Source organism: Micromonospora sp. SD12 (assembly GCF_052068495.1).
In the GTDB taxonomy this organism is placed as follows: Bacteria; Actinomycetota; Actinomycetes; order Mycobacteriales; family Micromonosporaceae; genus Micromonospora; species Micromonospora echinofusca.
In genome coordinates this window covers 1-11366 of record NZ_JBQHDF010000005.1, presented here as the reverse complement: position 1 = coordinate 11366, position 11366 = coordinate 1, and the positions used below count along the sequence as shown (strand labels likewise).

Genomic DNA, 11366 nt, shown 5'->3' with positions numbered 1-11366 from the left:
ACTCCAATGACCCCACCAGAAATATCCGTAAACGGACATTTCCGAGCAGGGGTCAAGTCGGAAGGCAGCGCAAACTAGCAGTGTAGCCGAGAGGCTAACCGCTGTCCAGCCCACCCCGCAGGTCGTCGCGGAACGTGCCTCGGGACCCCTCGAACAGGGTCTCACCGGGCCGCTCGGAACGCGACGTTCCTGCCGGGCCGCTCAGGTGTCGCAGCCGACGGTGTCGCCGCTGCCATTACCCAAGTGGTGGCCGTTGCAAGCGCGGAAGGTCTTGCTGTGTCAGCGTGCCTGTCAGCCCGGGGCCGCGTCAAGGCCCGGCATCCGGGTCGCTGCTTCTTTCCCACCCACGGGCTACCGCCGGGGCGCGGCAACCGACCGCTTCGGAGTGCCCACGCCCTGCTCACCGCGCCTGCCGCCGGATCCACCAAGACGGCGGGCGGCGATCCAGTGTCGGATCACCGCCCGCCGTGACGCGTGTGCCCCGGCTCACCCGAGCCGGACGCGCGCCTGGTGGTGCGTCAGGTCACTTGAGGGTGACCTTGGCGCCCTCGCCCTCGAGCTTGGTCTTCGCCTTCTCGGCGGTCTCCTTGTTGGCCTTCTCCAGGACGGCCTTCGGAGCGGCCTCGACCAGGTCCTTGGCCTCCTTGAGGCCCAGGCCGGTCAGCTCGCGCACGACCTTGATGACCTGGATCTTCTTGCCACCGTCGGCCTCGAGGATGACGTCGAACTCGTCCTTCTCCTCCTCGACCGGGGCGGCGGCGGCCGGGCCGGCCGGGCCGGCGACGGCGACCGGAGCCGCGGCGGTGACCTCGAAGGTCTCCTCGAACTGCTTCACGAACTCGGAGAGCTCGATCAGCGTCATCTCCTTGAACGCGTCGAGCAGCTCGTCGGTGCTGAGCTTCGCCATGTCTGGCGTCCTTTCCTGAATCTGTTAGGTAAGAACTGGGTGCGCCGCGGGGCCTCAGGCCGCCTCGGCGCCCTCCTTCTCGCGCTTGTCCTGCAGGGCGGCCGCCAGGCGGGCGGTCTTCGACAGCGGGGCCTGGAACAGGGCCGCGGCCTTGCTCAGGTTGCCCTTCATCGCGCCGGCCAGCTTGGCCAGCAGCACCTCGCGGGACTCCAGGTCGGCGAGCTTCGTGACCTCGGCCGCGGTGATGGCCCTGCCCTCGAAGACACCGCCCTTGATGACGAGCTTCGGGTTGGCCTTCGCGAAGTCGCGAAGCCCCTTCGCCGCCTCGACGACGTCGCCCGAAACGAAAGTCAGCGCGGTAGGACCGGTGAACATCTCGTCGAGGCCGGAAATGCCAGCGTCAGTCGCGGCACGCTTCGCGAGCGTGTTCTTCGCGACCGTGTAGCTGGTCTCCTGACCCAACGAGCGCCGCAGCTGCGTGAGCTGGGAAACCGTCAGACCGCGGTACTCGGTCAGCACCGTGGCACCCGCGTTGCGGAAGCTCTCGGTCAGCTCAGCGACGGCCGTGGCCTTGTCGGCCCGGATCGGCTTGTCCGCCATGTCCCTCCTCTCTCGTTACTCGAGGCCGGTCACCGTCGTCGGCCGGAGCTTTCGACGGGGGCGCAGGCGCCACGACAACGAGAAAAGCCCCGGCGCAGGGCGCACGGGGCGAGGGCCGGCACAAGGACACGGTCGGCGGACCATGCTCAGCACCGATTTTCGCTTACCGCCCTGCGCGGGTCGCCCGTAGTCGCGGGACCTTCGACCGTGCCGGGGCACGGTGACCAGCGGTCTCTGGGTGGAACTTCGCGGCCCAGGTTACGCGAGGACCCCCACGACCACCAAATCGCCCCCGACGTGGCCCTGGTCACCCGACCCGCCCCGGAGCGGCCACCCCGGCTTCCCCGAGCGGCGGCGGGCCCACGCCGGTCACGCCCACGAACCGGACGCGCCGGCCTCGGTCAGGGCCGGCATCGGTGTCAGGGCCGGCACGGTCAGGGCCGGCACCGTCAGGGCCGGCACCGTCAGGGCCGGCACCGTCAGGGCCGGCACCGTCAGGGCCGGCACCGTCAGGGCCGGAAGCGCCGCCGCCACAGGTAGGCGGCGCCGGCCGCCGCGCTCCAGGCCGCCGCCCAGGCGGTGTGCAGCACCACGGTCGACGCGGCCAGCCCGTCGGCGGCGGCCCGCGCGGTCGCCATCACCGGCGGCGCCAGCCACGGCGCCACGGACCCGCCCAGGCCGAGCACGACCGCGCCGACCCCGCCGAGCGCGAGCACCGCGACGCCGTAGCCGGCGCTGCCCGTCGACGCGCGGCTGGCCAGCGCCCCGAGCGCCACCGCCGCGGGTACGGCCAGCAGGTGCGCCCACAGCCCGACGGCGACGCCCACCGGCACCGACCGGTCGCCCGGCTCGACCGGGCCGGCGACCCCGCCGACGAGCCACGGGAAGACCAGCGCGACGGCCACCGTGCCGAGCCCGGCCACGCCGGCCGCCAGCAGCCCCGCCAGCCGCTCCCGGCGTACCCCGACGAGTGCCTGGGCCAGCCGGCGCTGCACGTCCGGCTCGACGTCCAGCAGCACCTTGGTCTGCCACGCGAGCACCGGGAAGAGCACCACCGCCGAGACGCCGTACGCCTCCCCCGGCTGTGCCCGCCCGCCGCCGTAGAGGACGCCGAGCGCCACCAGGCCGGCCAGCACCGGGGCCAACGCGCGTCCCGTACGCAGGAAGCCCGCCAGCCGCAGCCGGAGCAGCGCGGTCACGACGACCCTCCGGTGGTCCCGCCCGTGGCCTCCGGGGCCCCCACGGCGTCCACGGCCCCCGGCAACGGCCCGTCGGGGGCGGGCGCGGCGGGCCGGCGTACGCCGACGATCCGGTGGCCCTCGGCGCGCAACCGGGCGACGGTGCCCTCGACCCGCGCGGCCGGGACCGCGACCTCGACCACAGCGAGCGGCGCGTCCGCCGACGGCGCGGCCTCGGTGACCGTGCCGTCCGCCACCGTCCAGCGGCGGGCGCCGGGCAGCCGGGCGATCTCGCCACGGTGGTCGCTGACCAGCACCGAACCGCCCGCCGTGGCCACCTCGTCGATCAGCGCGGGGACCAGGTCCCGGGTCGCGGCGTCGAGGCCCTCCCACGGTTCGTCGAGCACCAGCAGGCCGGGCGTACGCAGCATCGCCTGGGCCAGGCCGACCTTCTGGGCGGTGCCCTTGGACAGCTCCGGCAGCCGGACGCGGTGGAACCCGGCCAGGCCCAGCCGGGACGTCCAGTGGTCGACCGCGTGGGCGGTGGCGGCCGGGTCGAGGCCGGCGACCCGGCCCATGGCGGTCAGGTAGTGCGCGACGGTGAACGGCTGGTCGGCCGGGAAGCGCTCCGGCACCCACCCGACCTGCCGGGGTCGACCGGTCACCCGCCCCCGGCTCGGCCGCAGCACCCCGGCCGCCACCTGGAGCAGGGTCGACTTGCCCACGCCGTTGCGACCGAGCACGACCACGACCTCACCGGGGCCGACCCGCACCGCGGCTTCCCGCAGCACCCACGGTCCCCGCCGCCGGTAGCGCAGCCAGACGTTCTCCAGGCGCACCGGCCGAGCATGCCACAACGGACACGGAACGGGGCGCCGCCACGATGTGGCGACGCCCCGTCACGGGTGCTTGAGGATCAGCCCTCGGCCGAGGCCTCCTGCAGGTTCTTCACCACGTTGGGGTCGACCGGGACGCCCGGGCCCATGGTGGTGGTGAGGGTGACCTTCTTGAGGTACTTGCCCTTCGCGGCGGACGGCTTGGCCCGCAGGACCTCGTCGAGGACCGCCGCGTAGTTGTCGATCAGCTGGGACTCGGAGAACGAGGCCTTGCCGATGATCAGGTGCAGGTTGGAGTGCTTGTCCACCCGGAAGGTGATCTTACCGCCCTTGATGTCCGAGACGGCCTTGGTGACGTCCATGGTCACCGTGCCGGTCTTCGGGTTCGGCATGAGACCGCGCGGGCCCAGGATCCGCGCGATCCGACCGATCTTGGCCATCTGGTCCGGCGTGGCGATCGCCGCGTCGAAGTCGAGCCAACCGCCCTGGATGCGGGCGACCAACTCGTCGGTGCCCACCTCGTCCGCACCGGCGGCGACGGCCTCCTCGGCCTTCGCGCCGGCGGCGAAGACGATCACGCGGGCGGTCTTACCGGTGCCGTGCGGCAGGTTGACCACGCCACGGACCATCTGGTCCGCCTTGCGGGGGTCGACGCCGAGGCGCATGGCGACCTCGACCGTGGCGTCGAACTTGGCGGTGGTGGTGTCCTTGGCCAGCTTCACGGCCTCGGCGGGGGTGTAGAGCTTCGACCGGTCGATGACCTCGGCGGCCTTGCGGTAGCTCTTGCTGCGCTGCATTTTCTGCGTACTCCTGTGGTCTATGGCGGGCCGCGGGGTCCGCGCGCCCTCCCACGAACTGGATCTGGTGGTTACCGAGGTCAGTCGGTGACGTTGAGGCCCATCGACCGGGCGGTGCCGGCGATGATCTTCTCAGCCTGGTCGATGTCGTTGGCGTTGAGGTCGGCCATCTTCTTCTCGGCGATCTCACGCAGCTGGGCGCGGCTGACCGAGCCGACCTTCTCCTTGTGCGGGACGCCCGAGCCCTTCTGCACACCGGCGGCCTTGATCAGCAGCCGGGCGGCGGGCGGGGTCTTCAGCACGAAGGTGAAGCTGCGGTCCTCGTAGACGCTGATCTCGGCGGGGACGATGTCGCCCCGCTGGGACTCGGTCTGCGCGTTGTAGGACTTGCAGAACTCCATGATGTTCACGCCGTGCTGGCCGAGCGCGGGGCCGACCGGCGGCGCCGGAGTGGCCTGGCCCGCCGGCAGCTGAAGCGTGAACGTCTTGACGAGCTTCTTCTTCGGAGGCATGTCTCTTCCTGGGGCTTGAAACTGGGAAAGGTGCCGGCCGCGGGCGCGCACGGTCAGCGCGATGCGACAGCGGCGACGTTCTAGAGTAGCGCAGCGTCCCGCCGTCGCCTGCGCCGAGGTCGGGCGGGAGGGCGGAACGGGTGCGCCGGCGGCGGGCCGCTGCCCACCGCCGGCGCTCCGGACGTCAGATCTTGGCGACCTGGTTGAAGTTCAGCTCCACCGGCGTCTCGCGGCCGAAGATCGACACCAGCACCTTGAGCTTCTGCTGGTCGGCGTTGATCTCACTGATCGTCGCCGGCAGCGAGGCGAAGGCGCCGTCGGTGACGGTGACCGAGTCGCCGACCTCGAAGTCGAGGACCTTGATCTCGGGCTTGGCCTTCTTCTGCTCGGTCTCGACCGCCGGCGCCAGCCACTTCAGCACCTCGTCGAGGGAGAGCGGGGCCGGCCGGTCGGCCCGGTCCGTGGCGCCCACGAAGCCGGTGACGCCCGGCGTGTTGCGAACGCAGGAGTAGGACTCGGCGGTCAGCTCCATCCGGACGAGGATGTAGCCCGGGAAGACCTTGGCCTGGATCTGCGACCGCTTCCCGTTCTTGACCTCCACCTCTTCCCGGGTCGGCACCTCGACCTGGTAGATGTAGTCCTCCATGTCGAGGCTCGTGATCCGGGTCTCGAGGTTGGTCTTGACCTTGTTCTCGTAGCCGGCGTACGAGTGCACCACGTACCAGTCGCCCGGCGCGTAGCGCAGCTTCTGCCGCAGCTCGGCGACCGGGTCGTAGTCCTCGTCCGGCGCGGGCTCGGTGGTGGGGAACTCCGGCTCGCTGGCGGCCTCGACCGACTCGTCACCAGCCGCCGTCGCCACCGTGGACTGCTCGTCCGTGGTCTCGGCGGTCTCGTCGTACTCAGGCACGCTCGCTCACTTCCGTCACTATCGGCTCAGTCGGCCGGTCAGCTGGGGTTGCCGAAGACCCACAGCACGCCCTTCGCGAAGGCGAAGTCAAGGCCGGCCACGATCGTCAGCATCACCGCGACGAAGGCGACCACCACGGCCGTGTAGGTCAGCAGCTCCTTGCGGGTCGGCCAGATGACCTTACGCAGTTCCGCCACGACCTCGCGGATGAATCGGGCGATGCGGCCGAACAGACCGACCCGGTCGGTTTCCGCCTTGGTCTTCGGCTTGCTGTCCGCCGAATCCGCCTTCGCCCGCGACCGCGTCACGGTGCCGCCGCGGGAAACCGGCTCCTCCGCGTCGGTGGCGTCGTCGTCGGCCACGTCGTCGACGACCTCGTCGTGCAGACGGTCGTCGCCGGCGTCCTCGCCGCGCCGCTTCTTGTCGGCCACTTCGCCCTCCGTCGCGGGATGTCGGGGTCGCACGCTGTCGGGCGTGCGCGGCGCTTGGTCACGCCGGCCGGACCAACCGTCCCGCGACGGGCCGCGGCCGGCGGATCAGCCGGGAGGGCCCGAATGCCTCGGAGCCACCCCGCCGATGCCACCACCACGGGCCGGACGCCGCCAAACGGCGGCGCGACCCACGGGAACGGTCAGGCCTGAGGCGCAGGGGTGACAGGACTTGAACCTGCAGCCTGCGGTTTTGGAGACCGCTGCTCTGCCAATTGAGCTACACCCCTGTGCGGCAATGCTCTCCCCACCCGGTCACGCACGACCGTGCAGGGGTTACTTGCCCCACGGCGGACCAGTGTACGGGTAGCGGCACGACTTTCCCAACCGGTCTGCCCCTCGCGCGTCGGGAGCCTGGTCAGCGGGCCGTCCGGACGGTCGCCCGCGCCTGCGACAGCACCTTCTCGCCACCGCACACGGCGGTCACGTCGAGCCTGGTCAGGCCGTCCTCGGTGACCTCCCGGACCTTTGCCGAGACCTCGATCTCGGTGCCCTCGTCGTCGTCGGGGACGACCACCGGCCGGGTGAAACGCACGTTGTAGTCGACGATCGCGTCGGGCGCCCCGGCCCACTCCGCCACCGCGCGGCCCACCAGCGCCATGGTGAACATGCCGTGGGCGATCACCCCCGGCAGACCCACCTTCGTCGCGGTCCGGTCGCTCCAGTGGATCGGGTTGAAGTCCCCGGAGGCGCCGGCGTAGCGGACCAGGTCCGCGCGCGTCACCCGGAACGTCCTGGTTGGCAGCTCCATCTCAGCCCTCCCCACGTACGACGAGCTTCGACCAGACCGTGACCACCGGCTCACCGGCCGCGGTGGCGACCTCGGTGCGGGTGGTCAGGAAGCCGTGCCCGCCACGGCTGCTGACGTCGTCGATGACGCTGACGCAGACCAGCTCGTCGCCCGCCACCACGGGACGGGTGTAGGCGAAGCGCTGGTCGCCGTGGACGACACGGCTGTAGTCGACGCCGAGATCCGGGTCGTCGATGATCTGCTGGTTGGCCGCCAGGGTCAACACGATGGGGAAGGTCGGCGGGGCGACCACGTCCGGGTGGCCCAGCGCACGGGCGGCCGCCGGGTCGTGGTGGGCCGGATCGGCGGCGCCGATCGCCGTGGCGAACTCGCGGATCTTTTCTCTGCCCACCTGGTAGGGGGCGGTCGGCGGATACGTCCGGCCGACGAAGGACGGGTCCAGGGACATGCCCGCGAACCTACACGCATACGCCGATCGCCGGTCCGTACGGTCGGCGGCGGCCAGAGCCGCGCCGTCCCTACGGACCGGCGATCGGGAAGTGCCTGAGGACCGGGCCGGCGGAGCCGGCCGTGGGTCAGCGGGTCTCGCGGTGGACCGTGTGCTTGCCGTCCCGCGGGCAGAACTTCTTCAGCTCGATGCGGTCGGGGTCGTTACGACGGTTCTTGCGCGTGATGTAGTTGCGCTCCTTGCACTCCACACACGCCAAAGTGATCTTCGGCCGGACATCGGTCGCCTTCGCCACGGCGGAGTGCCTTCCTCGCTACGGGTAACAACTACGGCGCATCAGCCTACGCGCTGACGGCGCGGACATGCAAAGTGGGCGCCTGTGGCGCCCATCCCACCGACCGCCGGGAGCTGGCCCGGTGGACGAGAGTAGCGGTGGCCGGACTTGAACCGGCGACACAGCGATTATGAGCCGCTTGCTCTGCCATCTGAGCTACACCGCCGTGGCGGGTCCAGCCGGACCCTCTGAGCCCCCTTACGGAATCGAACCGTAGACCTTCTCCTTACCATGGAGACGCTCTGCCGACTGAGCTAAGGGGGCCTGCGCGATCTCCCCGGGGGGTGACGCGCAGGGGATACATTACACGGCCGCGCGGCGGAGATGAAATCGGATCCCCTACCAGGGCGTTTCCGCAGATCAGGGCACGGCCCGCAGCCGGGGCAGCTCCCCCGGTGAGATCGTCTCCGGGTCCACCTGGGCGCCGAACCAGGCCTCCAGCCGCTCGTACGGCAGCGGGCGGCTGAACAGGAATCCCTGGCCGATCTCGCAGCCGATGTCCTGGAGCAGTTCCAGCGTCAGCTCGCTCTCCACGCCCTCGGCGACCACGGCCAGGCCGAACTGCTGGGATAGCGTGACCACCGCGTTGACGATCGCCAGGTCGCCCGGGTCCGTCGCCATGCCCTGCACGAACGAGCGGTCGACCTTCACCTCGTGCACCGGCAGCCGGCGCAGGTGGGCCAGGGACGAGTCGCCGGTGCCGAAGTCGTCCACCGACAGCCGTACGCCGAGGTCCCGCAGCCGCCGCAGGGTCGGGATGGGCCGGTCGGTGCCGTCCAGCACCCCGGCCTCCTTGATCTCCAGCGTGAGCAGCTGCGGCGGCACGCCGTACTCGTCGAGCAGCTCCTTGACGCGGGCCGGGAAGTGCTGGTCGGTGAGCGTACGGGCGGAGAGGTTGACCGCGACGGCGAGCGGCTGGCCGGCGTGCGTCCAGTCCCGGCTGCGCCGCAGCCCCTCCCGGAGCACGAGCTCGGTGAACCGGCCGAGCTGGCCGGTGTGCTCGGCCACCGCCACGAAGTCCTCCGGCGCGACCGTGCCGTGCGCCGGGTGCTCCCAGCGGGCGAGGCACTCCACGCCGACCAGCCGACGGTCGCGCAGCGTCACCTTGGGCTGGAAGTAGACCTCCAGCTCGCCGTCGTCCAGGGCCCGCCGCAGGTCGCCGGCGAGGCCGAGCCGCCGCAGCGACCGCGACTCCAGCGCCGGGCTGAACAGCTGCACGCTGCCCGGCACGGACTTGGCCGCCGTCGCCGCCAGGTCCACCCGTTGCAGGAGGGACGCCGCGTCGCTGCCGTGGTCGGGATGCACGGCGACACCGACGGCCGTGTCCACGTCGAGGGTGAGCGCGTCGAAGACCATCTCGTCGCGGATCTGCTCGCGCAGCTGCGCGGCCAACTCCACCGCCGCCTCCGCGCTCTCCAGCCGCAGCGTGACCAGGAACTCGTCCCCGCCGGCCCGTCCGACCAGGGCCGACGAGGGTACGCAGGCACGCAGCCGGTTGGCGACCTCCACCAGGACCTTGTCGCCGGCGGCGTGCCCGAGCGACTCGTTGACCTGGCGCAGCCGGTCGACGTCGAACAGCAGCAGGGCCACGACCTCGCCGGGTGCCCGGATCTTGACGGCCTCCTCCAGCGCGCCCGTGATCCGCCGCCGGTTGGGCAGCCGGGTGAGCGTGTCGTGGCTGGCGTCGTGCCGGAGCCGGTCGACCAGCCGCGAATTCTCCAGTGCCACCGCCGCGTGCGCCGCCACCGTCTCGAAGAGCGGCACGTCGGTGCGGACGAAGTAGTTGCTGTCCCCCAGCCGGTTGGCCACCTCCAGCGTCCCGATGACGGCCTGACCGGAGCGCAGGGGAAGGACGATGACGTCCTTGACCCGGTGCGCCGACAGCGGGGCGCGCAGGTCGCCGTCGGTCGTGAGCCCCCGGCCGACGGCCACGGTGCGGCCCGCGTCCCGGGCCCGCTCCCGCAGGACGACCGGGGTCTTGGCGAAGTCGAGCAGACCGGGGGCGTCGTTGCGGGCGGTCAGCAGCACCTCGGGGTGCCTGCCCTGAGCGGGTAGCCAGAGCGTCGCGTACTCCGCCTGCATCAGCGCGCGCACGCGGCCCAGGAGGGCGTCGGGCAGGGTGCCGTACTCGCCGCTCTCGCTGACCGCGCGGCTCAGCTCGTACATGTCGGTGAGGGTGCGGTGCTGCCGGAAGAACTGCGCGTACGCCCGGTAGACGAGGGCCAGCGCGACGAGGAGGGCCCCGAGCAGCAGCAGCGACCACCAGGTGGCCGCGATGAGGATGACGACGATCATGCCGCTGGCAATGTTGATCATCGCGGCCAGGAGCGCGGGCGGCGACTGCCGGAGCGTGCCCCGACCCGCCTGCCAGCCCTGCAACAGCGTGTGCACGCCGGCGACCGAGGCGAGGCTCAACAGGTTGACCATGCTGGCCGCGAGGGACAGCTTGAGCCAGGTTGCCGGGCCGACGCCCTCGACGGGCGGCAACGCCTCGAGCACGAGGACGGCCAGCGACGAACCCGCGGCCGCCCGGCCCACGTTGAACCAGAACTTCGTCGCGCCGAACCGGTGCCGCAGGTGGGTCGCCGCCGACGCGACCGTGTAGATCACGACGACCGTCAGCGGTTCGACGAGGTAGAACGCGAGGACCAGCGGGATCTCGGTCAGAGTCACGCCGAGGGACTGCCGCCGGACGGTGAAGTTCAGCACCGGAAGCCCGGCGGCCACCATGGCCACGAGGAGTGGCAGCGCGAGCGACCACCCGCCGAACGGCTGCGGTGCCACGAGGCCGACCGCCGTCGTGCAGACGATGGCGATCAGGGCCAACGGCCCGGTGATCAGCCACGCGTATTCAGTCGAGCGGGGGCCGGTGGGGCCACGACCCGCCATCCCGTGCCCCCTTACCGGCCCGCCGGTCTCACGTCATCGAGCGGTGGTTGCTCAGCGAGGTGCGGGCATGTTCCAGATGATGTCGGCGGTCTGGAAGTCACCAATCATCACGCCGCTCGCGAGGGCGGCGAGTGCGAAAAGCGAGCCAAGCAGCCGGCCCAGCCTTCGACCAGACATGTTTGCTCCTGTCGGGGGAAGTCTCACGGGGATGGTGGAGGTTCCACGATCGTGCCACAAGGCAGGTACCCAGAAAAGCGGTGCGCGTACCGCCGGACCGAGCGTCGACGACGTTGCGCCGTTCGGCCACCGGGCCGCCCCGACCGAGCCCTGATCACGGGGCTGAGCGGCCACCGTGCACTTCGCACATTGCGGATTGCGACCTTCCACGCAATTGGGGGAAGGCCCGGGAGTCCAGACGTACCCACCACCACCGTCGGCGACCCCCCGCCGAGGGAAACTTGACCGGACATCGACCACCATACTCGTTCTGCGCCAGCATGCCACAGCTTCTGCCGGCGGCCCGACAGACCTCGTGCGCGGACGGGACAGGCACCGGCCGCCCGGCCTGGCCGCGGGAGCCGGTGTGCACGGTGCTGTCGATCGCGTCGCGGGCATCGCCGCAGGCCGCCCCGGTGGCGCCGTCGCCGACCTGAACGAGGGCCCGGACGGGCCGGCCTGGGCGACCGTGGCGCGCGGGCTGACCGACGCCGCCGTGGCGA

At 71.5% G+C, this 11366-nt stretch carries 14 protein-coding genes, 3 tRNA genes and 1 pseudogene; 1 reads left to right on the top strand and 17 read right to left on the bottom strand.

Annotation, left to right across the window (positions count from 1 at the left end):
• Nucleotides 1-523: 523 nt before the first annotated feature.
• From rplL to ACTMS2_RS12190, 17 genes are all read right to left on the bottom strand, one after another.
• Nucleotides 524-907 (bottom strand): 50S ribosomal protein L7/L12, encoded by a 384-nt coding sequence (gene rplL / locus ACTMS2_RS12270; protein ID WP_132230897.1) that lies wholly within the window; start codon nucleotides 905-907, stop codon nucleotides 524-526.
• A gap of 54 nt (nucleotides 908-961) precedes the next feature.
• Nucleotides 962-1507 carry a 50S ribosomal protein L10 gene (gene rplJ, locus ACTMS2_RS12265; protein ID WP_088998343.1) on the bottom strand — a complete coding sequence of 182 codons (546 nt, stop codon included), beginning with the start codon at nucleotides 1505-1507 and terminating at the stop codon, nucleotides 962-964.
• Between the two features lie 369 nt (nucleotides 1508-1876).
• A complete protein-coding gene (locus ACTMS2_RS12260) occupies nucleotides 1877-2014 on the bottom strand; it encodes a hypothetical protein (protein ID WP_441175502.1) in 138 nt (45 codons plus the stop codon).
• A gap of 2 nt (nucleotides 2015-2016) precedes the next feature.
• Nucleotides 2017-2706 (bottom strand): hypothetical protein, encoded by a 690-nt coding sequence (locus ACTMS2_RS12255; protein ID WP_441175501.1) that lies wholly within the window; start codon nucleotides 2704-2706, stop codon nucleotides 2017-2019.
• Nucleotides 2703-3524: an ATP-binding cassette domain-containing protein gene (locus ACTMS2_RS12250; protein ID WP_441175500.1), complete on the bottom strand. Its 822-nt coding sequence runs from the start codon at nucleotides 3522-3524 to the stop codon at nucleotides 2703-2705. The genes ACTMS2_RS12255 and ACTMS2_RS12250 overlap by 4 nt, the downstream gene beginning before the upstream one ends.
• A 77-nt stretch (nucleotides 3525-3601) precedes the next feature.
• Entirely contained in the window at nucleotides 3602-4318 is a 717-nt protein-coding gene (rplA, locus tag ACTMS2_RS12245) for a 50S ribosomal protein L1 (RefSeq protein ID WP_088998340.1), read from the bottom strand.
• 80 nt (nucleotides 4319-4398) lie between these two features.
• Nucleotides 4399-4830, bottom strand: a complete 432-nt coding sequence (rplK, locus tag ACTMS2_RS12240; RefSeq protein WP_088998339.1) for a 50S ribosomal protein L11 — start codon at nucleotides 4828-4830, stop codon at nucleotides 4399-4401.
• Nucleotides 4831-5014: 184 nt separating this feature from the next.
• Complete coding sequence (nusG, locus tag ACTMS2_RS12235; RefSeq protein ID WP_088998338.1) at nucleotides 5015-5737, bottom strand: transcription termination/antitermination protein NusG; 723 nt, start codon at nucleotides 5735-5737, stop codon at nucleotides 5015-5017.
• 38 nt (nucleotides 5738-5775) lie between these two features.
• The gene (gene secE / locus ACTMS2_RS12230) at nucleotides 5776-6168 is read right to left on the bottom strand and encodes a preprotein translocase subunit SecE (RefSeq protein ID WP_441175499.1); all 393 of its coding nucleotides are present in this window, start codon (nucleotides 6166-6168) and stop codon (nucleotides 5776-5778) included.
• A gap of 214 nt (nucleotides 6169-6382) precedes the next feature.
• Nucleotides 6383-6455 (bottom strand) — tRNA-Trp (locus ACTMS2_RS12225).
• Between the two features lie 128 nt (nucleotides 6456-6583).
• On the bottom strand, nucleotides 6584-6976 hold the full coding sequence (locus tag ACTMS2_RS12220) for a MaoC family dehydratase (RefSeq protein ID WP_088998336.1): 393 nt from the start codon (nucleotides 6974-6976) through the stop codon (nucleotides 6584-6586).
• A 1-nt stretch (nucleotide 6977) separates the two neighbouring features.
• Nucleotides 6978-7424 carry a MaoC family dehydratase N-terminal domain-containing protein gene (locus ACTMS2_RS12215; RefSeq protein WP_101412807.1) on the bottom strand — a complete coding sequence of 149 codons (447 nt, stop codon included), beginning with the start codon at nucleotides 7422-7424 and terminating at the stop codon, nucleotides 6978-6980.
• Between the two features lie 127 nt (nucleotides 7425-7551).
• Nucleotides 7552-7719, bottom strand: coding sequence for a 50S ribosomal protein L33 (gene rpmG, locus ACTMS2_RS12210; RefSeq protein ID WP_013288652.1), 168 nt, complete (start codon nucleotides 7717-7719; stop codon nucleotides 7552-7554).
• Between the two features lie 132 nt (nucleotides 7720-7851).
• A tRNA-Met gene (locus tag ACTMS2_RS12205) sits at nucleotides 7852-7924 on the bottom strand.
• A 25-nt stretch (nucleotides 7925-7949) separates the two neighbouring features.
• Nucleotides 7950-8022, bottom strand: a tRNA-Thr gene (locus ACTMS2_RS12200).
• A 96-nt stretch (nucleotides 8023-8118) separates the two neighbouring features.
• The gene (locus ACTMS2_RS12195; protein WP_441175498.1) at nucleotides 8119-10647 is read right to left on the bottom strand and encodes a putative bifunctional diguanylate cyclase/phosphodiesterase; all 2529 of its coding nucleotides are present in this window, start codon (nucleotides 10645-10647) and stop codon (nucleotides 8119-8121) included.
• 51 nt (nucleotides 10648-10698) lie between these two features.
• Nucleotides 10699-10824 carry a hypothetical protein gene (locus ACTMS2_RS12190; RefSeq protein ID WP_357972642.1) on the bottom strand — a complete coding sequence of 42 codons (126 nt, stop codon included), beginning with the start codon at nucleotides 10822-10824 and terminating at the stop codon, nucleotides 10699-10701.
• A gap of 463 nt (nucleotides 10825-11287) precedes the next feature.
• On the opposite strand from ACTMS2_RS12190, the pseudogene ACTMS2_RS12185 reads away from it, so the two are divergent.
• A pseudogene (locus ACTMS2_RS12185) lies at nucleotides 11288-11366 on the top strand (endonuclease/exonuclease/phosphatase family protein); the annotation flags it as partial.

Bases quoted from the DNA above. Each gene is read 5' to 3' on its own strand.
- ACTMS2_RS12190 (WP_357972642.1), bottom strand. From the start codon at position 10,824: ATGTCTGGTCGAAGGCTGGGCCGGCTGCTTGGCTCGCTTTTCGCACTC.
- rplK (WP_088998339.1), bottom strand. From the start codon at position 4,830: ATGCCTCCGAAGAAGAAGCTCGTCAAGACGTTCACGCTTCAGCTGCCG.
- rplA (WP_088998340.1), bottom strand. From the start codon at position 4,318: ATGCAGCGCAGCAAGAGCTACCGCAAGGCCGCCGAGGTCATCGACCGG.
- ACTMS2_RS12220 (WP_088998336.1), bottom strand. From the start codon at position 6,976: ATGGAGCTGCCAACCAGGACGTTCCGGGTGACGCGCGCGGACCTGGTC.
- ACTMS2_RS12215 (WP_101412807.1), bottom strand. From the start codon at position 7,424: ATGTCCCTGGACCCGTCCTTCGTCGGCCGGACGTATCCGCCGACCGCC.
- rplJ (WP_088998343.1), bottom strand. From the start codon at position 1,507: ATGGCGGACAAGCCGATCCGGGCCGACAAGGCCACGGCCGTCGCTGAG.
- ACTMS2_RS12195 (WP_441175498.1), bottom strand. From the start codon at position 10,647: ATGGCGGGTCGTGGCCCCACCGGCCCCCGCTCGACTGAATACGCGTGG.
- rplL (WP_132230897.1), bottom strand. From the start codon at position 907: ATGGCGAAGCTCAGCACCGACGAGCTGCTCGACGCGTTCAAGGAGATG.